At 67.3% G+C, this 22,288-nt stretch carries 24 protein-coding genes; 3 read left to right on the top strand and 21 right to left on the bottom strand.

Translation table 11 applies throughout. From position 1 onward, the window contains the following. Window positions 1–53 precede the first annotated feature (53 nt). The 7 genes from RCP37_RS11035 to RCP37_RS11065 all read right to left on the bottom strand — a co-directional run bounded on the left by RCP37_RS11035 (window position 54) and on the right by RCP37_RS11065 (window position 7,203). On the bottom strand, window positions 54–449 hold the full coding sequence (locus RCP37_RS11035; protein WP_308486870.1) for an NINE protein: 396 nt from the start codon (window positions 447–449) through the stop codon (window positions 54–56). Between the two features lie 45 nt (window positions 450–494). Continuing rightward, the gene (gene lgt, locus RCP37_RS11040) at window positions 495–2,036 is read right to left on the bottom strand and encodes a prolipoprotein diacylglyceryl transferase (protein ID WP_308486871.1); all 1,542 of its coding nucleotides are present in this window, start codon (window positions 2,034–2,036) and stop codon (window positions 495–497) included. Further along, on the bottom strand, window positions 2,033–2,839 hold the full coding sequence (gene trpA / locus RCP37_RS11045) for a tryptophan synthase subunit alpha (protein WP_308486872.1): 807 nt from the start codon (window positions 2,837–2,839) through the stop codon (window positions 2,033–2,035). Before trpA ends, lgt begins: the two co-directional genes overlap by 4 nt. Continuing rightward, window positions 2,836–4,104 (bottom strand): tryptophan synthase subunit beta, encoded by a 1,269-nt coding sequence (trpB, locus tag RCP37_RS11050; protein WP_308486873.1) that lies wholly within the window; start codon window positions 4,102–4,104, stop codon window positions 2,836–2,838. The genes trpA and trpB overlap by 4 nt, the downstream gene beginning before the upstream one ends. Further along, window positions 4,105–4,923: an indole-3-glycerol phosphate synthase TrpC gene (gene trpC / locus RCP37_RS11055; protein WP_046294534.1), complete on the bottom strand. Its 819-nt coding sequence runs from the start codon at window positions 4,921–4,923 to the stop codon at window positions 4,105–4,107. A gap of 83 nt (window positions 4,924–5,006) precedes the next feature. After that, complete coding sequence (locus tag RCP37_RS11060; RefSeq protein ID WP_308486874.1) at window positions 5,007–5,669, bottom strand: TIGR02234 family membrane protein; 663 nt, start codon at window positions 5,667–5,669, stop codon at window positions 5,007–5,009. Further along, the gene (locus tag RCP37_RS11065; RefSeq protein WP_308486875.1) at window positions 5,662–7,203 is read right to left on the bottom strand and encodes an anthranilate synthase component I; all 1,542 of its coding nucleotides are present in this window, start codon (window positions 7,201–7,203) and stop codon (window positions 5,662–5,664) included. Before RCP37_RS11065 ends, RCP37_RS11060 begins: the two co-directional genes overlap by 8 nt. 85 nt (window positions 7,204–7,288) lie before the next feature. On the opposite strand from RCP37_RS11065, the gene RCP37_RS11070 reads away from it, so the two are divergent. Next, window positions 7,289–7,753, top strand: coding sequence for a peroxiredoxin (locus RCP37_RS11070; RefSeq protein WP_308486876.1), 465 nt, complete (start codon window positions 7,289–7,291; stop codon window positions 7,751–7,753). Between the two features lie 10 nt (window positions 7,754–7,763). Here the strand turns inward: RCP37_RS11070 and RCP37_RS11075 are convergent, their stop codons facing one another. The 11 genes from RCP37_RS11075 to hisD all read right to left on the bottom strand — a co-directional run bounded on the left by RCP37_RS11075 (window position 7,764) and on the right by hisD (window position 17,415). Then, window positions 7,764–8,597, bottom strand: coding sequence for a class I SAM-dependent methyltransferase (locus tag RCP37_RS11075; protein WP_308486877.1), 834 nt, complete (start codon window positions 8,595–8,597; stop codon window positions 7,764–7,766). A 199-nt stretch (window positions 8,598–8,796) separates the two neighbouring features. Next, on the bottom strand, window positions 8,797–9,726 hold the full coding sequence (locus tag RCP37_RS11080) for a coiled-coil domain-containing protein (protein ID WP_308486878.1): 930 nt from the start codon (window positions 9,724–9,726) through the stop codon (window positions 8,797–8,799). A 9-nt stretch (window positions 9,727–9,735) separates the two neighbouring features. Next, window positions 9,736–10,566, bottom strand: coding sequence for a hypothetical protein (locus RCP37_RS11085; protein ID WP_308486879.1), 831 nt, complete (start codon window positions 10,564–10,566; stop codon window positions 9,736–9,738). A 387-nt stretch (window positions 10,567–10,953) separates the two neighbouring features. Next, complete coding sequence (gene hisI / locus RCP37_RS11090) at window positions 10,954–11,304, bottom strand: phosphoribosyl-AMP cyclohydrolase (protein WP_308486880.1); 351 nt, start codon at window positions 11,302–11,304, stop codon at window positions 10,954–10,956. Between the two features lie 16 nt (window positions 11,305–11,320). Then, window positions 11,321–12,106 (bottom strand): imidazole glycerol phosphate synthase subunit HisF, encoded by a 786-nt coding sequence (hisF, locus tag RCP37_RS11095; protein WP_308487040.1) that lies wholly within the window; start codon window positions 12,104–12,106, stop codon window positions 11,321–11,323. Between the two features lie 32 nt (window positions 12,107–12,138). Then, the gene (locus RCP37_RS11100; protein ID WP_308486881.1) at window positions 12,139–12,954 is read right to left on the bottom strand and encodes an inositol monophosphatase family protein; all 816 of its coding nucleotides are present in this window, start codon (window positions 12,952–12,954) and stop codon (window positions 12,139–12,141) included. A 7-nt stretch (window positions 12,955–12,961) separates the two neighbouring features. Next, a complete protein-coding gene (gene priA / locus RCP37_RS11105; protein WP_370759842.1) occupies window positions 12,962–13,726 on the bottom strand; it encodes a bifunctional 1-(5-phosphoribosyl)-5-((5-phosphoribosylamino)methylideneamino)imidazole-4-carboxamide isomerase/phosphoribosylanthranilate isomerase PriA in 765 nt (254 codons plus the stop codon). Continuing rightward, complete coding sequence (gene hisH / locus RCP37_RS11110; RefSeq protein WP_308486882.1) at window positions 13,723–14,346, bottom strand: imidazole glycerol phosphate synthase subunit HisH; 624 nt, start codon at window positions 14,344–14,346, stop codon at window positions 13,723–13,725. Before hisH ends, priA begins: the two co-directional genes overlap by 4 nt. Then, window positions 14,343–14,951 (bottom strand): imidazoleglycerol-phosphate dehydratase HisB, encoded by a 609-nt coding sequence (gene hisB / locus RCP37_RS11115; RefSeq protein WP_046286258.1) that lies wholly within the window; start codon window positions 14,949–14,951, stop codon window positions 14,343–14,345. Before hisB ends, hisH begins: the two co-directional genes overlap by 4 nt. Continuing rightward, complete coding sequence (locus RCP37_RS11120) at window positions 14,948–16,096, bottom strand: histidinol-phosphate transaminase (RefSeq protein ID WP_308486883.1); 1,149 nt, start codon at window positions 16,094–16,096, stop codon at window positions 14,948–14,950. The genes hisB and RCP37_RS11120 overlap by 4 nt, the downstream gene beginning before the upstream one ends. Further along, complete coding sequence (gene hisD / locus RCP37_RS11125) at window positions 16,093–17,415, bottom strand: histidinol dehydrogenase (RefSeq protein ID WP_373693177.1); 1,323 nt, start codon at window positions 17,413–17,415, stop codon at window positions 16,093–16,095. Before hisD ends, RCP37_RS11120 begins: the two co-directional genes overlap by 4 nt. Before the next feature lie 167 nt (window positions 17,416–17,582). Between hisD and RCP37_RS11130 the strand changes: the two genes are divergently transcribed. Then, window positions 17,583–17,993, top strand: coding sequence for a nitroreductase family deazaflavin-dependent oxidoreductase (locus tag RCP37_RS11130; RefSeq protein WP_308486885.1), 411 nt, complete (start codon window positions 17,583–17,585; stop codon window positions 17,991–17,993). A gap of 17 nt (window positions 17,994–18,010) precedes the next feature. Here the strand turns inward: RCP37_RS11130 and nadC are convergent, their stop codons facing one another. From nadC to nadA, 3 genes are read right to left on the bottom strand one after another with little or no spacing between them, the layout of a single operon-like run. Next, on the bottom strand, window positions 18,011–18,874 hold the full coding sequence (gene nadC, locus RCP37_RS11135; protein ID WP_308487041.1) for a carboxylating nicotinate-nucleotide diphosphorylase: 864 nt from the start codon (window positions 18,872–18,874) through the stop codon (window positions 18,011–18,013). Beyond that, window positions 18,874–20,463 carry an L-aspartate oxidase gene (locus tag RCP37_RS11140; protein WP_308486886.1) on the bottom strand — a complete coding sequence of 530 codons (1,590 nt, stop codon included), beginning with the start codon at window positions 20,461–20,463 and terminating at the stop codon, window positions 18,874–18,876. Before RCP37_RS11140 ends, nadC begins: the two co-directional genes overlap by 1 nt. Next, window positions 20,460–21,512 (bottom strand): quinolinate synthase NadA, encoded by a 1,053-nt coding sequence (nadA, locus tag RCP37_RS11145; protein WP_308486887.1) that lies wholly within the window; start codon window positions 21,510–21,512, stop codon window positions 20,460–20,462. The genes RCP37_RS11140 and nadA overlap by 4 nt, the downstream gene beginning before the upstream one ends. Before the next feature lie 45 nt (window positions 21,513–21,557). Between nadA and RCP37_RS11150 the strand changes: the two genes are divergently transcribed. Continuing rightward, window positions 21,558–22,250 carry an NUDIX hydrolase gene (locus RCP37_RS11150; RefSeq protein ID WP_308486888.1) on the top strand — a complete coding sequence of 231 codons (693 nt, stop codon included), beginning with the start codon at window positions 21,558–21,560 and terminating at the stop codon, window positions 22,248–22,250. Window positions 22,251–22,288 lie beyond the last annotated feature (38 nt).

The following is a 22,288-nucleotide window of genomic DNA, read 5'->3' on the forward strand; positions in this document are numbered from 1 at the left end:
AGGAATGGTTGCCGCTAGCGAAAAACCGTGTGACGCACGGGTGCGGCGGTCGATCAGCTGCCGTCGCGCAGCGGTCGACCCTGTTTGTCATGCACCCGCCCGGTCAGCATCAGGATCGCGTCGATGACACCCCAGACGAACGGTACGACGATGCCCAGCCCGTAGGTCGTGACGGTGGCCAACACACCGATCAACAGCTGGACCAGGCCCAGCCCGGTCTGGCCCAGATACATGCGACCGAACCCGAGGAATCCGAAGAACCCCAACAGCTGCAACAGTGCGGCGGTGACTTTCGCCTTCGGTGAATAGGGCTGGCCCGTGCGCGGATGACGGCCGTAGGGCGCCCACACGTCCGGGTAGCCCGGATACGGCCCCGGATAGCCCGGCGGTGGCGGGTAGGGCTGTCCCCCGCCCTGCGGCCCCGGTGGGGGCCACGACGGAACGGTCATGTCTGCAGCATGCCAGAAATGCCGGGTACGGCGCCTGGCCCGCGGTCAGTGCTGGTCAGCCTCGTCCGAGGCGTCCGGTTCTTCTGATTCGTCGGACTCGTCCGAGTCGTTGTCGGCTTCGACGGCTTCGGGTTCGTCGGTCACTTCGTCAACGGGATCGTCGGGGTGTTCGGCGTCGTCTGAGTCGTCGGATTCTTCTGCGACGTCGCTGTCCGGTTCGGAATCAACCGCTTCGTCTTCGTCGGCATCCGGCGCTGCTTCGGGCTCGGCCGACTCCTCGGCTGGGTCCTCCTGGGCGACCTCGGGCTCCGGGGCGTCCTCAGCGTCGCCAGCCGGCTCGGCCTCGGCCTCCTCCTCGTCGCTGCCGTCCTCGGCCTCCTCGTCGGCCTCGTCGGCGTCTTCGACGGGGGTCTCCTCGTCAGCCTCGGTGTCGTCCTCGGCTTCCGGCTCGGCGACCACCGCGTCCGACTCTTCCTCGTCGGTCGCCTCGGGTTCGTCGTCGCCGGCTTCGCCGGTTTCGTCGGTGTCGGCTGAATCGGATTCGCCGGTAAGCCTTTTCGGCACCCGAACCACTGAGCCGACGCCGTTGGCGACGCCGGCCGCCGCCAGCTCTTTGTCGTCGGACTCGTCGTGCTCGTCGTGCACTTCGTGCGGCTCGGCTTCGGACTCGGGCTCTGCCTCTGCCTCAGTGTCCTGCTCGGTGGACTCCTCGGGTTGCCAAGCGCGACGGATGGCTTCGGGATCTTCTCGGCCCTTGGTCGCGAGCAGGATGTACACCACCGCACCGATGAAGACGAACGTCGAGGTGAATGAGTTGACTCGTATCCCGGCGATATGGGTCGCCGCATCGTCACGGAGCAGCTCGATGCCGAACCGGCCGATGCAGTAGCCGGCGACGTAGAGCGCGAACAACCGTCCGTGCCCCATCCGGAACCGTCGGTCGGCGTAGATCAGCACGAGGAACACCACGAGGTTCCACAACAATTCGTACAAGAACGTGGGCTGGACGATCTTGTAGAGCTCGCCGGTCGACACGCCGTCGAGCAGGTGTGGGTCGCGAACCCCGGCGGCGTCTTCGCGCCAGAAGATCTCCAGACCCCACGGCAGCGTTGTCTCCCTGCCGTAGAGCTCCTGATTGAAGTAGTTCCCGATGCGCCCGATGGCCTGCGCCAACACGATCCCGGGGGCGACGGCATCGCCGAACGCCGGCAGTGAGATCCCTCGGCGCCGACAACCGATCCACGCGCCGACCCCGCCGAGCGCTACCGCGCCCCAGATCCCCAGACCGCCGTCCCAGATCCGCGGCGTCGCTTCCCATCCGACGCCACCCTCGCCGAAGTAGGTACGCCAGTCGGTCATCAGGTGATAGAGCCGACCGCCGATCAGCCCGAACGGCACCGCCCACAGCGCGATGTCATAGATGACGCCCGGTTCGCCGCCACGGGCCCGCCACCGGCGATCACCGAGCAGCAGGGCGGCGACGATGCCGATGATGATGCACAGTGCGTAGGCCCGGATCGGCACCGGTCCGAGGTGCCAGACACCGCGCGCAGGACTGGGAAAATAGGTGAGCCAATCCAACGTCATTGGGTGGAAACCTTTTGACGCACACCGGAAGCAAGCTCCTGCGTCAATGCTCGAAGCTCGGCCAGACCATCTGCGAGTGCGGTGACCAGCGCCGAACCGACGATGACACCGTCGGTGTAGGCACCGATCTCGGCGGCTTGCGCGCCCGAGCGCACGCCCAGTCCCACGCCGACGGGGATGTCGGAGACCTCGCGAACCCTGGCCACCAGCTCCGGCGCGGCGTTCGACACCGTGTTGCGGGCGCCGGTGACACCCATCGTGGAGGCGGCGTAGACGAATCCGCTGGTCGCTTTGACGGTCTCGGACAGACGCTGCGGCGTCGAGGAAGGCGCCACCAGGAAGATCCGATCCAGCGCGTGCTGTTCGGAAGCGGCCAGCCAGTCGTCTGCCTCGTCGACGATCAGGTCCGGGGTGATCAGACCCAGCCCACCGGCTGACGCCAGGTCGCGAGCGAAGGCGTCGACGCCGTAACGCAGCACCGGGTTCCAGTACGTCATCACCACGGCGCGTCCGCCGGCCTTGGTGATGGCCTCCACTGCGGTCAGCGTGTCGCGCACCCGCACCCCGCCCTGCAGGGCGGTCTCGGTGGCGCGTGCGATAGTCGGGCCGTCCATTCCGGGATCGGAATAGGGCACGCCGACTTCGATGAGGTCACAACCGGATTCGACGAGGGTGGTCAACGCGGCGATGGAGCCCGGCACGTCCGGGTAGCCAGTCGGCAGATAGCCGATCAGCGCGGCGCGGCCCTCGGCACGGCACGCGGCGAACAGCGGGGCCAGCCGGTCGCCGGAGTGGTCGCTCACGACCCGTCTCCCGTCTCGTCGAACAGGCCGAACCACTTGGCCGCGGTCTCCACGTCTTTGTCGCCCCGACCGGACAGATTGACCACGATGACCTTGCCGGGTCCCAGCTCGGTCGCCAGCTTGAGCGCTCCGGCCACCGCGTGTGCTGATTCGATTGCCGGAATGATTCCCTCAGTGCGGCAGAGGATTCCGAAAGCATCCATCGCCTCGGTGTCGGTGATCGGCCGGTATTCGGCGCGGCCGGTCTCACGCAGCCAGGCGTGCTCCGGGCCCACACCCGGGTAATCCAGCCCAGCCGAGATCGAGTGCGATTCGATGGTCTGACCGTCCTCGTCCTGCAGCAGGTAGGAGAACGAGCCCTGGAAGGCACCCGGTGAACCGCCCGCGAAGGTCGCCGCGTGCCGCCCGGTGTCCACACCGTCGCCGCCGGCTTCGAAACCGACAAGGCGAACAGCGGGGTCGTCGATGAACGCGTGGAAGATGCCGATGGCGTTGGAGCCGCCGCCCACACACGCCACCACCGCGTCGGGCAACCGGCCGGCCATCTGCTGAATCTGCACACGCGTTTCCAGCCCGACGATCCGCTGGAAATCGCGCACCATAGCCGGGAACGGGTGCGGCCCGGCTGCGGTGCCGAAGCAGTAGTAGGTGCGGTCCGCGTTGGTGACCCAGTCGCGGAAGGCCTCGTTGATGGCGTCTTTGAGGGTCTGCGAACCCGATTCGACCGAGACCACTTCGGCGCCCAGCAGCCGCATCCGGGCCACGTTGAGTGCCTGGCGGCGGGTGTCGACGGCGCCCATGTAGATCACGCACTCCAGGCCGAGCAGCGCGCAGGCCGTTGCCGTCGCAACGCCGTGCTGGCCGGCGCCGGTCTCGGCGATCACCCGGGTCTTACCCATGTAGCGCGCCAACAGCGCCTGACCCAGCACGTTGTTGATCTTGTGAGAACCGGTGTGGTTCAAGTCTTCCCGCTTCAAAAAGATGCGGGCTCCCCCGGCGTGCGCAGTCAGGCGCTCGGCCTCATACAGCGGTGAGGGCCGGCCTGTGTAGTGCGTCTGCAGGTTGTCGAGAGTGTCCAGGAACTCCCGATCGTTGCGCACTTTGTCGTACGCCGCGGTGACCTCTTCGATGACCGCCATCAGCGCTTCGGCGACGTAGCGGCCCCCGTAGACGCCGAAGTGCCCGCGGGCATCGGGCTCGTGGCGGGACGGCTCAGCAATTCCGGCGCTGGCACGCGGAATGCTCGGCTGCGCGGTGTCTGACATTTAGCGAGCCGGCTTCGGGCAGGACGGATGCTTACCCGCACTGACCAAATCGGCAACGGCAGCCCGCGGATCACCACTGGTGACCAGTCCCTCGCCAACCAGGACGGCGTCCGCGCCGGCACCGGCGTAGGCCAGCAGGTCGGCAGTGCCGCGCACCCCGGACTCGGCGATCTTGACCACCTCGGTGGGCAGTCCGGGCGCGATGCGCGCGAAGCAGTCGCGGTCGACCTCCAGCGTGGTCAGGTCACGCGCGTTGACGCCGATCACCTTGGCCCCGGCGGTCAGTGCCCGGTCAGCCTCTTCTTCGGTGTGTACCTCGACCAGAGCGGTCATGCCCAGCGACTCGGTGCGGTCCAGCATCGATTCCAATGCCTGTTGTTCCAGTGCCGCCACGATCAGCAGCAACATGTCCGCGCCGTGCGCCCGGGCCTCATGAATCTGATACGGCCGCACGATGAAGTCCTTGCGCAGCACCGGAATTGACACGGCGGCACGCACGGCGTCCAGGTCGGCTAGTGACCCGTTGAATCGGCGCTGTTCGGTCAAGACACTGATAGCCCGGGCCCCGCCGTCGGCGTACGCGCTGGCCAGATCCGCCGGGTCGGCGATGGGCGCCAGCTGGCCCTTGGACGGGCTTGCCCGCTTAACTTCTGCGATCACCGCGATGCCGGGCTCACGTAGCGCCGCCATCACGTCGCGAGGTGGTGGCATGGCCTCGGCGGCGGCTTTGACCTCCGCCAGGGGCACGGCAGCCTCTCGGACGGCAAGGTCGGCGCAGACTCCCTCGATGATGGAGTCGAGGACGGATGCCGAAGTCATGCCTGCCGTTTCCTCTCCTGCGTCCGAACGGACCTTCGTCGAAGACCTTTATCGAAGGGTAACGACCGTCGCTGCCCGCGGTGTCACCGGCCCTCGCCGTCCGGGCCGCAAGCCCGGTCATCGGGTTCCCCGGTAGGGTCGTGGCCCTCATCAAGGGCGTCCCACATCATTCGCTCCGAGATCTCCGGGTCACCCTCGCCCCCGAGGGCGAGTTGCTGCGCCTGCGCGCGGCGCGCCGCGGGTGCGGCGTATCTGGTGACGGCGACAGCGTGGTGGGTGGCTGTACGCATCAACAGGACCGCCGCGGCCAGTGTGCACAGTGCTGCTGCGAGGCTCACCACCGCTCCGGTGAGATGGCGCTGTGTGCTCAGCAGCGAGGTCAGCGGGACCTCGGCGATGTCCAGGGCCCGCAACGTGACATCGCGGACCACACATACGCTGATGGCCAGATAGCCGCTCGCCAGGCTCACCACGGCCAGGACCACCGCCAACACCCGCATCTGCCAGCCGCGCACCGCCATGGCGGCCACAGCGGCAGCCAGACACAGCAGTGCCAGGGGCACCAGCGCCGTCGACCACTGCGCCCCGCTGACCGTGATCTGTTTGGGCTGCCCAAGCCCGTCGGACGAGTCGATCAGCACCCAGGGCAGGCGCGACGCGCCCCAGAGGCCGCCGGCGGCCGCCACCAGCAGCAGCTGAGCCGCCCGCAACGCGCGGTTGTGAGGACGGCCTTCGTCCTCAGCCATCGGTCCCCGGCGGCAACAGCGATTCAGCGGCCGCGATCGCCGCCAGCACTGCGCGGGCCTTGTTGGAGGCCTCGGTGTATTCGTAGGGGCCGTTGGAATCGGCGACGACGCCGCCACCGGCCTGGACATACGCCGTCTCATCGCGCATCAGAGCGGTGCGGATAGCGATTGCGAAGTCGGCGTTGCCGGCGAAGTCCAGATAGCCCACGACGCCGCCGTAGAGGCCGCGACGGGTCTTCTCGACCTCCTCGATCAGTTCCATCGCACGTACTTTGGGCGCCCCGGACAAGGTGCCGGCCGGAAAGCACGCCGTTACCGCATCCAGTGCGCTGCGGTCCTGGGCAAGCTCGCCGGTGACGGTGGAGACCAAGTGCATGACGTGGCTGTAGCGCTCGATGTGGCTGTAATCGGAGACCCGCACAGTGCCTGGAATGCATACCCGGCCCAGGTCGTTTCGGCCCAGGTCGACCAGCATGAGGTGCTCGGCGATCTCCTTCTCGTCGTTCAGCAGATCCTTGGCCAACAGCTGGTCTTCCTCCTCGGTGGCACCCCGCCACCGGGTTCCCGCGATCGGGTGCGTGGTGGCGCGACCGTCCTGAACGGTCACCAACGCCTCGGGGCTGGAGCCCACAATCGAAAACGCCAGATCGCCGGCGTCGTCGGGGACCTGCAACAGGTACATGTAGGGGCTCGGATTGGACACCCGCAGCATTCGGTAGACATCGAGCGGGTCTGCCGACGTCGTCATCTCGAAACGCTGCGAGGGAACCACCTGGAAGGCCTCACCGGCCTCGATCTCACCGACCAGCCGCTCGACGATCTCCCCGTACTCCTCGGGGGTGCGCTGCTCGCGGTAGACCGGTGCGGGTCGCTCGAAGGTGGCCACACTGGACTCCAGCGGCTGCGCCAGCGCCGCGGTCATCACGTCCAGCCGCGCGATTGCGTCGTCGTAGGCGTCATCGACGCGTTCGCCGGTGCCGTTCCAGTTCACCGCATTGGCGATCAGGGTGATGGTGCCCTCGTGATGGTCGACGGCGGCCATGTCGGTGGCCAGCAGCAACAGCATGTCGGGGAGCGCCAAGTCGTCAACGGCCAGCTCCGGCAGGCGCTCCAGCCTCCGCACCATGTCGTAGGTGAAAAAGCCCACCAGACCACTCGACAGCGGCGGCAGGCCTGGGATGGCAGCCGTCTCCAGCAGGGTCAGCGTGTCACGCAGGGCCTGGAGCGGGTCTCCCCCGGTGGGCGCGCCCTGAGGGGCCGTGCCGAGCCACACCGCGTTGCCTTCGCGCACCGTCAACGCCGACGTGGTGCCGGCGCCGATGAACGACCATCGTGACCACGATCGCCCGTTCTCGGCGGACTCCAGTAGGAACGTGCCGGGGCGGTTGGCCGCCAGCTTGCGGTATGCCGACAGCGGCGTCTCGGCGTCGGCCAGTACCTTGCGAGTCACCGGGACCACCCGGTGCTCAGCCGCCAGTGCCCGGAAGTCCTCCCGGGAGGTGACCCCGGCCCTAGAAGTGCTCGTGGTTTGCACGCCCACATCTTCCCAGAACCAGCGTCGGGGGCACGCTCAGCCCTATCACCGCCACCACGTCCGTTGCCGGAGTAGCCTGGCCGCCATGAAAACCGGTGACACCGTGGCCGACTTCGAGCTCCCCGACCAGACCGGGACCCCGCGCCGACTCAGCGAACTGCTGTCCGGGGGGCCGGTGGTGCTGTTCTTCTACCCGGCGGCCATGACGCCTGGCTGCACCAAAGAGGCCTGCCACTTCCGCGACCTGGCCGGCGAGTTCGCCGCCGTCGGGGCCACCCGGGTCGGCATCAGCGCCGACGCGGTGGCCAAGCAGGCCAAATTCGCAGACCAGCAGGGTTTCGACTATCCCTTACTCTCCGACACCGAGGGTTCGGTGGCCACTCAGTTCGGCGTCAAGCGCGGCATGCTGGGCCGGCTGATCCCGGTGAAGCGGACAACCTTCGTCATCGACACCGATCGCACGGTACTGGACGTGATCGCCAGTGAGTTCTCCATGGACGCCCATGCCGACAAGGCGCTGGAGGTGCTGCGCGCGCGACGGACCGCCTAGTGACAGAGGGTCATTCGGGCTTGCGGAACGTGTAGACCTGGTACTGAAGAAGTCCGAGCCGAGACAACCGGTTCATCCAGCGGGTACCGACAACCATGGTCTTGCGGATTTCCGCTGATTCGTGCGCGCGGAAGAATTTCAGCAGGAACGGGTATGTCGGCAACGTCTGCTTCCGGATGTTGCGCGAGGACTCGAGGCGTAGTCCGGAGCGCGTGCCCATGGTCTGGTAGGACCGCAGCGGGACACTGCCGAGCGTCCCGTAGGACTTGGCGATCCGACTGCGGATCGCCATCCAGATCGGAGTCTTGCCGAAGAACATCGCGATCGGCACGAAGTCCGACACGGCGAGGTAGCCGCCCGGCTTGAGTACCCGCGCGGCCTCCACGAGGAACTTTTCCCGAGACGGAAAGTGGAAGATGCATTCGACTGCCAGGATTCGATCAAAAGAGTTGTCCTCGAACGGCAACTGGCAGGCGTCAGCTTCGAACCAGGAGATGGTGTTGCCGGCGGCAGGTGTGCTCACCGCTGTAGCGGCAGCAAGCTGGCGCGGGTCGATATTTACGCCAGTGAGATCCATGTCGGAATGCGTCGCATTGATCTGTCGGATGGTCCCGCCGAATCCACAGCCGACATCCAGCAGCCTTTGCCCGTCGGCAACCCCTCCGGCCTCCAGGAGCACTCCGTTCATCCGCTCCATGGCCGCGATGTAGTCGGCCAGGGTGCCATCGGCGCTGCTGGGGGTCTCCCAATAGCCCCAGTGCACCTGGTCCTCCCACAGTTGGCTCAGTTCGCCACGGGAGGGTCGATCGTCGATCAGGAGGTCAAAGTAGGGCAGGTCGGGCATCGGCGGACGGTATCACGGACTTTATTTGCTCAGCGAGTTGGAGGAACGCCAGGACCCCTTGATAAGCTGCAAATAATAAACGCCATAGCTAAGTCACTTCATTTGCTGGTAGCGGCTCATTCAGGGGCTGTTCCAGCCTTCGGATGCGGCTGCTGGAATCGCCGCGAACCACATCGCCAGATTTGCCCAGCAGCAAGGCTCAGGCCTGCTCCGAGTCTGATCGCTTGACCACGCTCATCCGGTCGCGGCGAATGGCGGATTCGATCCGGCTCTGGATCTCGCTGAGTGCACCGACCACGTCCCCGCGCACGTGAATCAGCTGCATAACCTCGGCGTCCGTGCGCTCCATGATCAGCTTGGCTTCACGCTCTGCGGTGGCGATCAGAGCCGCCGCTTTGAGCCGGCTGTCCTTCTCGGTGTTGGCGATCTGGGTCTGCGCCTGCTCCCACGCCGCACTCACCTGCTTGGAAAGCTCGCGTTCACTCTCACGTCTACGGCGCTCGCTCTCACGGCGACGCCGCTCGTCCTCGTCAGCGAGACGCTGCGCTGACTCGCGGCGGGCGCGCTCGGCTTCCTCGGTTTCACTGATCAGGCGAGCGCACTCAGCCTGCGCGGCGGACAGCAGCTCTTCGGCCTCGGCTTTGGCCTCGGTCAGGATCTGCTCGCGGCGCAGCGAGGTCGATTCCTGGAGTTCGGCCAACGCGGCGCTGGCCGCGGCACGGTCCTGGCGTGCCGCCTCCAGCTCGTCGCGCAGGTGACGGGTGAGGGCCTCGGCCTCTTCTTCCGCCATTGCCTTGGTGCGCCGCGCCTCATCGGAGGCAACCCGCATCATCCGTGCGATTCGGTCGGACATGCCCTCTACCGAATCGATCGGGCCAGACAACCGGGCAATGTCCCCGCGCAGCGCCTCAATCTCACTACGCAGTCGAGTCCGATCGTCGTCGGCACTGGCAAGATCGCGCTGCGCCTCGGAAAGCTGCTCTTCCAGTGCGGGGATGCGCCCTTGCAGTGCTTCGAGTTCTTCGTTCAGCCGCTGGATGTACTCCGTAACTTGATTTCTATCCAGACCGCGGAGCTGTGTGGTGAAGGTGGGAAGTTTTGGCTCGTATGCGGAAATCGCTGTAGTCATCGCGGGCTCCTAAGCAAGGTCTGTCTCGTCGGTGAGCTGTTGGTCGGGGGCGGTCGGGGTGAGCCGGTTGGTCGGGAGAAGTTGCTGAAACCTGCTGCCCCAGGGATCGTCCCCATCTGAGCCGCGAACCCGGTGCGAGGCTACGGTGACTGCCCGTCCCTGCCCGGTCGGCTCGGCAGCTTGGTCCAGCTCGTTGAACTTGACGTAAAAGTCCCGCAGTTGCTCGGTGATGATCGAGCGAACCTTTATCAGCTCCTGCAGTTTGGCCTGGGCCGCGGTCTGTTGCGCTTCGATATCAAGCCGAACCTGGGCCAGCAGTTCCGCCGCGGTCCTCTCAGCCTCACGAACGATGTCGGCGGCTTCCTGGCTGGCCTGCTCTCGCAGACTGGCAAAACCTGCCTCCACCTGGCCGGCCTGCTCCTCGAGGCAGGTGCGCAGCGCGACAACCGTCTCATGTTCCCGCTGCGCCTCGGCGACGATCTCAGCGGCACGGTCATGAGCGTCATTGCGAATCCGGTCTGCTTCCGCGGCCGCCGACGACAGGATCGAGGTCAATTGATCACTCAGATTTGAAATATCGCCGGGGATGGCCCGTGCGAGTTCGTTGTATTGCGCCGAGGTGGAGGCGAGCTCGTGCCTGGACTTGTCCACTTGATCGCCCAGCGTGGCAATCCGTGACTCGCTGCGGTGGATCAGTGCATACAGCTCCGAGAGCTCCTGCTCTTGGGCCTCGGAGTGCCGATAATTGAGCCGTTCCATGTCTGCAGAAATCCGCGCGTAGATGGCGGCAGCCTGGACGTCCACGCGTTGGCTCATGATCTTCGCTTGGTCCGCCGTCACGGGGACACTATATATCTAGAAATTGACGCGGGGGAAGGATCTTCAAACACTGTCACGTAAGTCTTTGTAGCCCTATGGGTTTGCGGTGAGATCACAGTGACATTAACTGATTTAGTCAGTCAACGGCAGGCCTTCCGGCGGCGGTGCAACGCGTTTGAGGGTCGCCGCCAGATTGGTGAATGATGGTTCCGGCTCGTACTGCCGGCGGCGTGCCAAGCATTTTCTTCATCCCTAGCTGGGCATTGCAAGGAGGCGGGGCGAATCTGGGTGAACCGATGTGAATCGTCAATTCTTATAGTTCCGTGACGCACTAGACAGGTGCATTTTTATTGCCTACCTAAGTATCTGCGTGCGACCAATGAATGCCGCGAGGAGGCTATCGGCCACTCAGTCCGCGGGCCCCAGCAGCAAGTCAGCGTCGAAGCAGCTGTGGTCGCCGGTGTGGCAGGCGCCCCCGGTCTGATCGACCGTCAGCAGAACGGTGTCGCCGTCGCAGTCCACGCGCACCGAATGGACGTACTGCGTGTGGCCGGACGTCGCACCCTTGATCCACTGCTCGTTGCGCGAGCGCGAAAAATAGGTAGCCTCGCGGGTTTCCAGCGTGCGGGCCAGCGCATCGTCGTCCATCCAGGCGACCATGAGCACGTCGCCGCTGCCCTGTTCCTGAACCACCGCGGCAAACAACCCGTCGGTATTGCGCTTGAGCCGGGCAGCGATAGCCGGATCCAGTTGTGTCATCGTCCGCTGCCCCTCCTCATCGCACCACAATCCCCTCAGCCGACATCGCGGCCTTCACCTGGCCGATGGTCAGCTCCCGGAAATGAAACACACTGGCGGCCAAAACCGCATCGGCACCCGCGGCCACCGCGGGTGCGAAATGCTCAGCCGCACCGGCTCCCCCGCTGGCAATCACCGGCACGCTCACCGCGGCGCGCACCGCGCGCAGCATGGCCAGATCGAATCCCGCCTTGGTCCCGTCGGCATCCATCGAATTCAGCAGGATCTCCCCCACGCCGAGTTCGACGCCCCGGACCGCCCATTCGACGGCATCAATGCCCGTTCCCTGCCGGCCGCCGTGGGTGGTGACCTCCCATCCGGAGGCGGTCGGTGCCGAACCGGCGGGGACCGTACGGGCGTCGACCGAGAGCACGATGCACTGCGAACCGAACTGGCGGGACAGTTCCCCCAACAGTTCCGGGCGGGCGATGGCGGCGGTGTTCACCGACACCTTGTCCGCGCCGGCCCGCAGCAGTACGTCGACGTCGGCTACCGTGCGCACCCCGCCACCCACGGTGAGCGGAATGAAGACCTGATCGGCGGTGCGTGCCACCACCTCAAGCATGGTGGCACGGCCCGATGACGACGCCGTGACATCGAGGAAGGTCAGCTCATCGGCTCCCTCGGCGTCATAGGCCGCGGCCAACTCGACCGGGTCTCCGGCATCGCGCAGGTTCGCGAAGTTGACGCCCTTGACAACCCGGCCGCCGTCGACGTCCAGACACGGAATGACCCGTACCGCCACATCGCTGCGCTTATCCATCGGTCCCAGCTTCGCCTCTTCTGCGTCCATGATCAGTAGTCCCCCGATGCGCCGACTTGCTTGAGGATGTCCACGATCTGTTCGTGTACGCCCGGTGCGGCGACCAGCGTCGATTCCGATCGTGCCGTCCAAGGGGCCCCGGACAGATCGGAGACGACACCGCCGGCTGCCCGCACCATGGCCACTCCGGCGGCGTGGTCCCAGATGTGGTCGCCGAAACTGATTGCAGCGCCAAGCGTTCCGTCTGCGACGTAGGCCAGGTCGATCCCGGTGGCGCCGTGCATCCGGGTCCGTGAGGTCACTCGGGTCAGGCCTTCGAGCACTGCGAGCCGGTAACGACCGGGCAGTCTGCCTCGCCACTCCACGTTGAAGGTGCCGATCCCCACCAGGGAGTGGGCCAGGTCGGCGGCCTCCAGCCGCGGCTGGGGTACCCCGTTGCGGATCAGCGGACCACCGGCAAAGGCGGTGTAGCGCTGGCCGGCGAACGGCAGCCACGTCAGCCCAGCGACCGGTTCGCCGTCGCACAGCAGTCCGAGCAGCATGGCAGCCATCGGCGATCCCGCCGCATAGTTGAAAGTCCCGTCGATGGGGTCAAGCACCCAGACCAGCGGGGAATCGATCGGGGGGCCGCCGAATTCCTCACCGTGCACCCCGATTCCGGTGGCGGACACCAGGGCCTCGGTGATCTGCCGTTCCAGGGCCAGGTCGACCTCGGTGGCGAAGTCGTTGCCGCCCTTGCGGACAGCCGAGTCGGCGCGGTGGCCGGCCAGGAACGGCTCCGCCGCGACATCGAGAATCTCCGACGCGGTCGCTACCAGCGCCTGAAGATCCGCGGTGTCCAGCGCCATGCCGAGCCTAGCCCCGCACCGTGGACAGCGCCTCGGGAAGAGTGAACCGGCCCGCATACAGGGCCTTTCCGACGATCGCGCCCTCCACGCCCCGGTCCACCAGCGTGGCGATCGCCCGCAGGTCATCGAGGCTCGACACACCGCCCGAGGCGATCACCGGGGCGTCGGTGCGGTCAGCGACCGCACCCAGCAGCTCAAGGTTGGGCCCGCCCAGCGTGCCGTCCTTGGTCACATCGGTGACCACGTAGCGCGAACAGCCTTCCCGGTCAAGACGTTCCAGCACCGGCCACAGGTCGCCACCGTCGGTCTCCCAGCCGCGGCCCCGCAGCCGGTGGGCACCTTCGGGGTGGCTGGGGTCGATCTGCACATCCAGCCCGACCGCCACCTTCTCGCCGTATTCGGCGATGGCACGCGCGCACCACTGCGGGTTCTCCAACGCCGCGGTGCCCAGGTTCACCCGGGCGCAGCCGGTCGCCAGCGCCGCCTTGAGCGACTCATCGTCACGGATCCCACCGGACAGCTCCACCTTGACGTCAAGGCGGCCCACCACATCAGCGAGCAGCTCGCGGTTGGAGCCACGGCCGAAGGCGGCATCGAGGTCCACCAGGTGGATCCATTCCGCACCGTCACGCTGCCAGCCCAGCGCGGCGTCCAGCGCCGATCCGTACTCGGTCTCGCTGCCGGCTTTGCCCTGCACCAGACGCACCGCCCTGCCGTCCACCACATCGACGGCGGGCAGCAGAATCAACGCATTGCTCACAGACGTACTCACAGTGCCTCCACCCAATTGCTCAACAGCGTCGCCCCGGCATCCCCGCTCTTCTCGGGGTGAAACTGGGTGGCGGCCAACGGCCCATCCTCGACAGCCGCCACGAACGGTACCTGATGAGTCGCCCAGGTCACCAAAGCCTCCGGACGGCCTTCCCAGCGCTGCGCAGCGTACGAGTGCACGAAATAGAACCGGGTGTCGGCATCCAAGCCGGCAAACAGTGTGCTGGCGGGTGCGGCGTCGACGACGTTCCACCCCATGTGCGGGATCACCGGGGCGTCCAGCCGGGTGACCGCACCCGGCCACTGGCCGCAGCCGACGGTGTCCACCCCGAATTCGACTCCGTGGGCGAACAGGATCTGCATCCCGACACACACTCCGAGTACCGGGCGGCCGGCCTGCACTCGTTCGGCGATGATCTTGTCGCCGTTGACCTGGCGCAGCCCGGCCATGCACGCCGCGTACGCCCCGACACCCGGCACCAGCAGACCGTCGGCATCGGCGGCAGCGTCGGCGTCGGCGGTCACCTCGACCTGGGCACCGACCCGCTGCAGGGCTCGCTGGGCGGAGCGCAGGTTCCCGGAACCGTAGTCCAGGATCACCACCCTGGGAGAGCCGCTCACAGGGCTCCCTTGGTGGACGGCACGCCGGTCACGCGCGGGTCGGGCTCCACCGCCTGGCGCAGCGCACGAGCGACGGCCTTGTACTCGGCCTCGGTGATGTGGTGCGGATCGCGTCCGTAGAGCACCCGCACGTGCAGTGCGATGCGTGCGTTCGACGCCAGCGTCTCGAACACGTGCCGGTTGATCACCGTGTGATACGGCGCCTGTGTTCCAGCAATGGTGGTGTGCATCATGTGATCCGGCTCCCCGGTGTGCACGCAGTACGGCCGGCCGGAGACGTCGACGGCGGCGTGGGCCAGCGTCTCGTCCATCGGGATGAACGCGTCGCCGAATCGGCGAATGCCCTTCTTGTCGCCGAGCGCCTCGCCCAGCGCCTGCCCGAGCACGATCGCGGTGTCTTCGACGGTGTGGTGGGCTTCGATCTCGACGTCGCCGCGGGCACGCACCGTCAGATCGAAACTGGCGTGACTGCCCAATGCCGTCAGCATGTGATCGAAGAACGGCACGCCGGTCTCGATGTCAACGATGCCGGTGCCGTCCAGGTCGAGTTCGACCGTGATGTCGGATTCGCGGGTAGCGCGTTGCACCCGGGCGCGGCGGGTCATGATTCTCCTAATAGCGGTTGGGCGAGTTCGGTGGCCGCAAGCTGCTTGCTGGCGGAGAGCAGTGCGTCGTTCTCCTCCGGAAGTCCGGTGGTTGCCCGCAGGTAGCCCGGGATGCCGACATCGCGGATGAGGATGCCAGCATCCAGGTAGCGCTGCCAGGTTGCGGGCGCGTCGGCGAACTGGCCGAACAGCACGAAGTTGGCGTCGCTGGGAATGACCCGAAATCCCATGGCGGACAGCTCAGTTGAGACGCGGTCCCGTTCGGCGATCAACTGCGCGACGCTGCCCAGGGTGTCGTCGGCGTGCCGGAGTGCGGCGCGAGCGGCGGCCTGGGTGACCACTGACAGGTGGTACGGAAGGCGAACCAGCAACATCGCATCGATCACCGCCGGGGCCGCGATCAGGTAGCCGAGCCGACCGCCGGCGAACGCGAACGCCTTGCTCATCGTGCGGCTGACGATCAGCTTCGCCGGGTAGTCATCGATCAACGCGATCGCGCTGGGCTGCGACGAGAACTCGCCATAGGCCTCGTCGACGATCACGATCCCCGGCGACGCTTCGAGCAGGCTCCGCAGATCCTGCAGCGGAATGCTCTGTCCGGACGGGTTGTTCGGGGACGCGACGAACACCACGTCGGGGTGGTGCTCGGCGATGGCGGCGCGGGCCACCTCGACGTCCAGCCCGAAGTCCGAGGTCCGGTTAGCGGCCAGCCACCGCGTCTGGGTGCCGTCGGAGATGATCGGGTGCATCGAGTACGACGGAACGAATCCGATCGCGCTGCGGCCCGGGCCACCGAATGCCTGCAGCAACTGCTGCAGGATCTCATTGGAACCGTTGGCGGCCCACACATTGTCCGGCCCCACCTCAACGCCGGTCTGGGCCGTCAGATAGGCGGCCAGATCGGTGCGCAGCGCCACCGCATCGCGATCGGGATAGCGGTGCAGCTCGGCGGCGGCCTCACGTACCGAACGTGCCACGTCGTCGATGAGCGCCTGGCTCGGCGGGTGCGGATTCTCATTGGTGTTGAGCCGCACCGGAACTTCCAGCTGCGGCGCACCATAGGGCGACTTGCCGCGTAGATCATCGCGCAGCGGCAGATCCGCCAGGGTGATCTGCGCGCCCGGGCGTGCTGGTGTGCCGCTCACTGCTCGAACCTCCGTCGAACCGCTTCGCCGTGTGAGGGAAGATCTTCGGCCGTCGCCAGCGCGATCACGTGTCCGCTGACATCTTTGAGTGCGGCCTCGGTGTAGTCCACGACGTGGATGCCGCGCAGGAACGTCTGTACCGACAGTCCACTGGAGTGCCGCGCACTGCCCGCGGTGGGCAGCACGTGGTTGGACCCGGCGCAGTAGTCACCGAGGCTGACCGGTGCGTACGGTCCGACGAAAATCGCACCGGCCGAACGGATTCGCGTCGCCACGGCCGCGGCATCGGCGGTCTGGATCTCCAGGTGCTCAGCGGCGTAGGCGTTCACCACGCGGATACCGGCGTCCAGATCATCGACGAGGACGATCGCCGACTGTGGCCCAGACAGTGCCGTGGTCACCCGCTCGCGGTGCACGGTGGTCTGCAGCTGGGCAGCCACCTCGCGGTCGGTGGCATCGGCCAACTCGGCGCTGGTGGTGACCAGCACGCTGGCGGCCATCTCATCGTGCTCGGCCTGACTGATCAGGTCCGCGGCCAGATGCGCCGGGTGCGCGGTGTTGTCCGCGAGGATGGCGATCTCGGTGGGCCCGGCTTCGGCGTCGATCCCCACCTGAGAGCGGCACAACCGCTTGGCGGCGGTGACGTAGATGTTGCCGGGGCCGGTGACCATGTCGACCGGTGCCAGCTCGCCGCCATCGGTGTCGGTGCCGCCGTAGGCCAGCAACGCCACCGCCTGTGCACCGCCGACCGCCCAGACCTCGTCGACACCGAGCAGTCGGGCTGCGGCCAGAATCGTCGGGTGCGGCAGACCGGCAAAGGCGGCCTGGGGCGGGCTGGCGATCACCAGGGACTCGACACCGGCGATCTGGGCCGGGACGACGTTCATCACCACGCTGGACGGGTAGACCGCGTTACCGCCCGGCACGTATAGGCCCACCCGCTCGACCGGAAGCCAGCGTTCGGTGACGGTGGCGCCTGGGGCCAGCGTGGTGGTGGTGTCGGTGCGCCGCTGATCGGAGTGGACCGCCCGGGCGCGGCTGATCGCCACCTCCAGGGCGGCGCGTACGGCGGGGTCCAATTCGGCCAGCGCGCGCTCCAGCGCCGCATCCGGCACCCGGATCGTGTCCGGTCGGATCCGGTCGAACGATTCGCCGAACTCCAACGCTGCGGCGGCCCCACGTTCGGCGATCGCCTCGACGATCGGGCGCACCTTTGGCAGCACCGCCTCCACGTCCACACCGCCGCGCGGCAGGGCGGCCCGCAACTCGGCCTTGGATAGGTCCGACTGTTCGGTGCCGCGCAGGTCGATGCGTGCCATCAGGCCGGTGTTCACACGGTCCATTGTCCCAGAGGGGCTCAAGTCAATATCGCAGCGCCAGCGTGACCCGCCGTGCGCCGGCTCGCGGCTAGGGTGGTGCGCAGTGTGACGTCGACGAATACCGATCGCCGACGTTCCCGCCCCGCCCCATGAAGAACGGAGTTGCCATGGCTTCCGACAAGGGTGCCGCTGACCCATCCACGCTGCCGGCGGTGTTCCCCGCTTGGGTGGATCGCCTGCAGATCAAGTATGTGAACCCGGTGGTCAAACCGCTGTCCAAGTTCATTCCGGGCACGTCGGTGATCACCCATCGGGGGCGTAAGTCCGGCAAGGCGTACCAGACGGTGGTGACCACCTACCGCAAGGGCAACATGCTGGCGATCGCGCTCGGTCACGGCAAGACCGACTGGGTCAAGAACGTGGTGGCCGCCGGCGAGGCCGATGTCCAGCTGTCCCGCCGACAGCTGCATGTGGTCAACCCGCGGATCCTGCCGGCCGGCTCGGGTGACAGCTCGCTGCCATTCCTGCTGCGGGTGCAGAACCGCAAAGTGGCGGTGCTCGTCACCGATATCAGCTGACACCGGCGCTACATGTCCTACATGTCTAAGCCGATGTCGAGCACCTGCACCGAATGGGTAAGGCCTCCCACGGCCAGGTAGTCGACTCCGGTGGCGGCGTAGGCGCCGGCGCAGTCCAGGGTGAGTCCGCCCGATGACTCCAGCAGTACACCGGGTGCGCGGGAGTCGCGCCGCTGCACCGCCATCTGGGTCTGCCAGACCTCGAAGTTGTCCAACAGCACCAGCTCGGGCCCCTCGGCGAGCACCTCGTCGAACTGCTCGAGCGAATCCACTTCGACCTCGCAGGGCACGTCGGGCGCTGCCGCCCGCACTGCCCGCAGCGCCGCGGCGACCGAACCCGCCGCGGCCACATGGTTGTCCTTGATCAGAGCGGCGTCGCCCAGGCCCATTCGATGATTCACCCCACCGCCGACGCGTACCGCGTACTTCTGCAGCACCCGCAGTCCGGGCAGCGTCTTGCGGGTATCGCGGATGCGCGCCGACGCGCCGGCGATTCCGTTGACGGCATCGACCCAGGCCGCGGTGGCCGTAGCGATCCCGGACAGGTGGCACACCAGGTTGAGCATGGTGCGTTCGGCGGTCAGCAGGCCACGGGTGTCGGCCTTCAGGCGCAGCACCGGTGCACCGGCCGGCAGCCGGGCGCCGTCGGCCACCTTGTCCAACACCTGGTAGCCGTCGGATCCGAGGACCTCGTCGAGCACCAGGAGCGCCAGGTCGACCCCGGCGATCACCCCGGGCGCCCGAGTGACCATGGCCGCTTCGGCGGTCACCCCGGCGGGAACCGTCGCGGCGGTGGTGACATCGGGCCCGTAGCGCAGATCCTCATCGAGCGCGCGGGCGATGACCTGGCGCGCCTCGTCGAGTTCGGTCTCGGACAGCATCACGATGCGACTCCCGCGGGTGTGTCGAGCGCGACAATCCCGTCGCGCAGCCGGATGGTGGAACTGCGGGCCTGACCGGGGTCAGCGGCCGGCCAGTCGGCCCGGTGGTGGCAGCCTCGGCTTTCGCCGCGCGCCGACGCCGCCGCCGCGACGACCCGGGCGGCCAAGGTCAGTGCGGCGTCCTCGACGCCGGCCCGGTCGGTGACCTGGCGTTTACCGGCGCCGGCCAGCAGCTCCTGCAGTCGGGTGAGACCGTGCGCGTCGCGGACCACCGAGGCGTAGCGCGACATCGCGTCCTGCAGTGTCTGCCGGTCCAGTGCCGTGTGCCGGGCAGGCTCGGGTACCGCGGCGTCGGACTGACCCACCGCGGCGGCGTGTGCCGCAGCCGCGGCGCCCGCGCGGTCACCGACCACCAAGCCTTCCAGCAGGCTGTTGGAAGCCAATCGGTTGGCGCCGTGCATCCCGGTTCGTGCCACCTCGCCGGCGGCGAACAGGCCGGGCAACTCGGTGCGTCCGGTCACGTCGGTGATCACGCCACCACAGCTGTAGTGCGCACCCGGAACCACCGGAATCGGTTGGCGCACAGGGTCGATACCGGCGTTGCGGCAGGCTGCGGTGACGGTCGGAAAGCGTTCTGCGAAACCGTCGATCCCGCGCGCGTCGAGATATGCGCACTCGTCGCCGCTCTCGCGCAGGCGCGCGTCGATAGCCCCCGCGACCACGTCGCGCGGAGCCAAATCCCCCATCGGGTGCACCCCTTCGGTGATCGAGGCTCCGCGGGCGTCGATCAGCTTGGCGCCTTCCCCGCGCACGGCTTCGGTGATCAGCGGCCGTCGCCCGCCGGTGGCGCTGCCGTTGCCGGCTCCGGAGAACAGCATGGTCGGATGGAACTGGATGAATTCCAGGTCGCTGACCGTGACGCCGGCCCACAGCGCCAGGGCCACGCCGTCGCCGGTCGCCCCACCCGGATTGGTGGTCGCCCGGTACAGGTGCCCCAGACCGCCGGTCGCCAGCACCACCGACGGGGTGTGGATCACGCCGATTCCGTCGGCATTGGCCACCAGCACGCCGGTGACGCGATCGGCGTCACGCAGGATCTGCAGCACCACCTGGCCGCAGCGAACATCGAGTTCGGCGGCGGCCTGGTCCAGGGCACGTTGCACCTCGGCTCCGGTGGCGTCGCCGCCGGCGTGAATGATGCGACGCCGGGAGTGTCCGCCTTCGCGAGTGAGCGCCCAGTTCCCGTCCGCGCCCTGGTCGAACACCGCGCCCGCGCCGGCAAGGTCGGAGACCGCGCGATAGCCGTCGGCCACGATCGAGGTCACTGCGTCTCGGTCGCACAAGCCGCCGCCGGCGGCCAGGGTGTCGGCGACGTGTGCCGCCACCGAGTCGTCATTGCCCGGCAGGACCACCGCGATCCCGCCCTGGGCGTAGTGCGTCGCCGTTGCCGCCGAGCCCGCAGCGGATTTGCTCAGTACCACGACCGCGCGCCCGGCGCGGTGCGCGGCCCGCGCTGCCGCCAGCCCGCCGACACCCGTGCCGATGACGACGACATCGGCCCGCTGCTGCCAGCTGGGACCAGGGGTCACTTGCTGACCGGGACGGAGTGTCCGATCGAGATCATCCGCTGCACGCTGCGGGCGGCCAGGCGCGCCGTCTCGGGGTCGACGTGGATCTCGTCGGCGCCCTCGGTCAGGCTGCGCAGCAGGGCCGCCGGGGTGATCATCTTCATGTACTTGCAGGCCGCCTTGCGGTTGACGGCCTCGAAGTCGACCTGCGGGGCAGCCTTGCGCAGCTGATGGATCATGCCGATCTCGGTGGCGACCAGCACCTTGCGGGCCCCGGTGCGCGCGGCCTCCTCAAGCATCCCGCCTGTGGACAGGATCTTGACCTGCTCCTCGGGGAAATGGCCCTCGCCGACCAGGTACAGCGACGACGTGGCGCAGCCGCACTCGGGATGCACGAAAAGTTCGGCGTCGGGGTTGGCCCGCGCCTTCTCCGCGAGCTCGTCGCCGTTGATAGCGGCGTGTACGTGGCATTCGCCGGCCCAGATGTGGATGTTGTCGCGGCCGGTGACCCGCTTGACGTGCTGGCCCAGGAACTGGTCAGGCAGGAACAGCACCTCGCGGTCCGGATCGATCGCGTTGACCACATCGACGGCATTCGAGGAGGTGCAGCAGTAGTCGGTCAGCGCCTTGACCGCCGCGGTGGTGTTCACGTACGACACCACGACCGCGTCGGGGTATTCGTCGCGCCAGGCCTGCAGTTCCTCGGCGGTGATCGAGTCGGCCAGCGAACAGCCCGCCCGGGTGTCGGGCAGCAGCACGGTCTTGTCCGGGGACAGGATCTTGGCCGTCTCGGCCATGAAGTGCACACCGCAGAACACGATGGTGTCCTCGTCGGCGGTGGCCGCGATCCGGGCCAGCGCCAGGGAGTCTCCGACGTGGTCGGCGATGTCTTGGATCGCCGGCAGTTGGTAGTTGTGGGCGAGGATCGTCGCGTTGCGTTCCTTCTTGAGCCGGAGAACCTCGGCCACCCACTCCTCGTCGGGTTCGATACCGCTGTAGCCGGCCGGCGAGTTCACGATGCGGTCGGCCAGGCTGCTTGCCTGAACACCGCTGTCGGTGAGGGTGGTCATGAGTGACTCCTTCTCAAAACAGGTTTTCGACTTATAATCGAAAACGTGGTCCATACTAGCACCGCGCACGAAGTGCTCACCGTGGTCTTCCAGGTTGGCGGGCTTGACCAGCGCCGTCCCCGACTCAACGTGCTGCTGTGGGAACGCGCACGCGAACCGCAGTCGGGGCGCTGGTCACTGCCCGGTGGCCTGCTGCGCAATGACGAGGATGTCACGGCATCGGCCCGTCGCCAGCTGGCCGAAAAGGTCGATCTACGTGAGATCGCCCACCTTGAGCAGCTGGCTGTGTTTTCCGACCCGGGCCGGGTGCCCGACGTGCGCACCATCGCCTCGACGTTTCTGGGCTTGGTGCCCTCCCCCGCCGATCCGGAACTACCGAGTGACACCCACTGGCATCCGGTCGACGACTTGCCGCCGATGGCGTTCGATCACGGCCCGATGGTGGCGCACGCACACAGCCGCCTGGTCGCCAAAATGTCGTACACGAACATTGGATTCGGCTTGGCGCCAACGGAATTCATCCTGTCGACGCTCCGCGACATCTACAGCGTCGTGTTGGGCTACCAGGTCGACGCGACCAATCTGCAGCGGGTGTTGGTGCGCCGTGGGGTGATCACCCGCACCGGTACCACCGCCCGTTCGGGGCGAAGCGGCGGCCGTCCGGCGGCCCGATATCGATTCACCGATTCCGAACTTCGCGTCACCGACGAATTCGCCGCGTTGCGCCCGCCCGGGTGAGTCGACTGGAATCTTAACGCCTTCTTAAGTAACAATGC

The sequence above is a fragment of the Mycolicibacter sp. MU0102 genome (genome assembly GCF_963378105.1).
GTDB classification, from domain to species: Bacteria; Actinomycetota; Actinomycetes; order Mycobacteriales; family Mycobacteriaceae; genus Mycobacterium; species Mycobacterium holstebronense.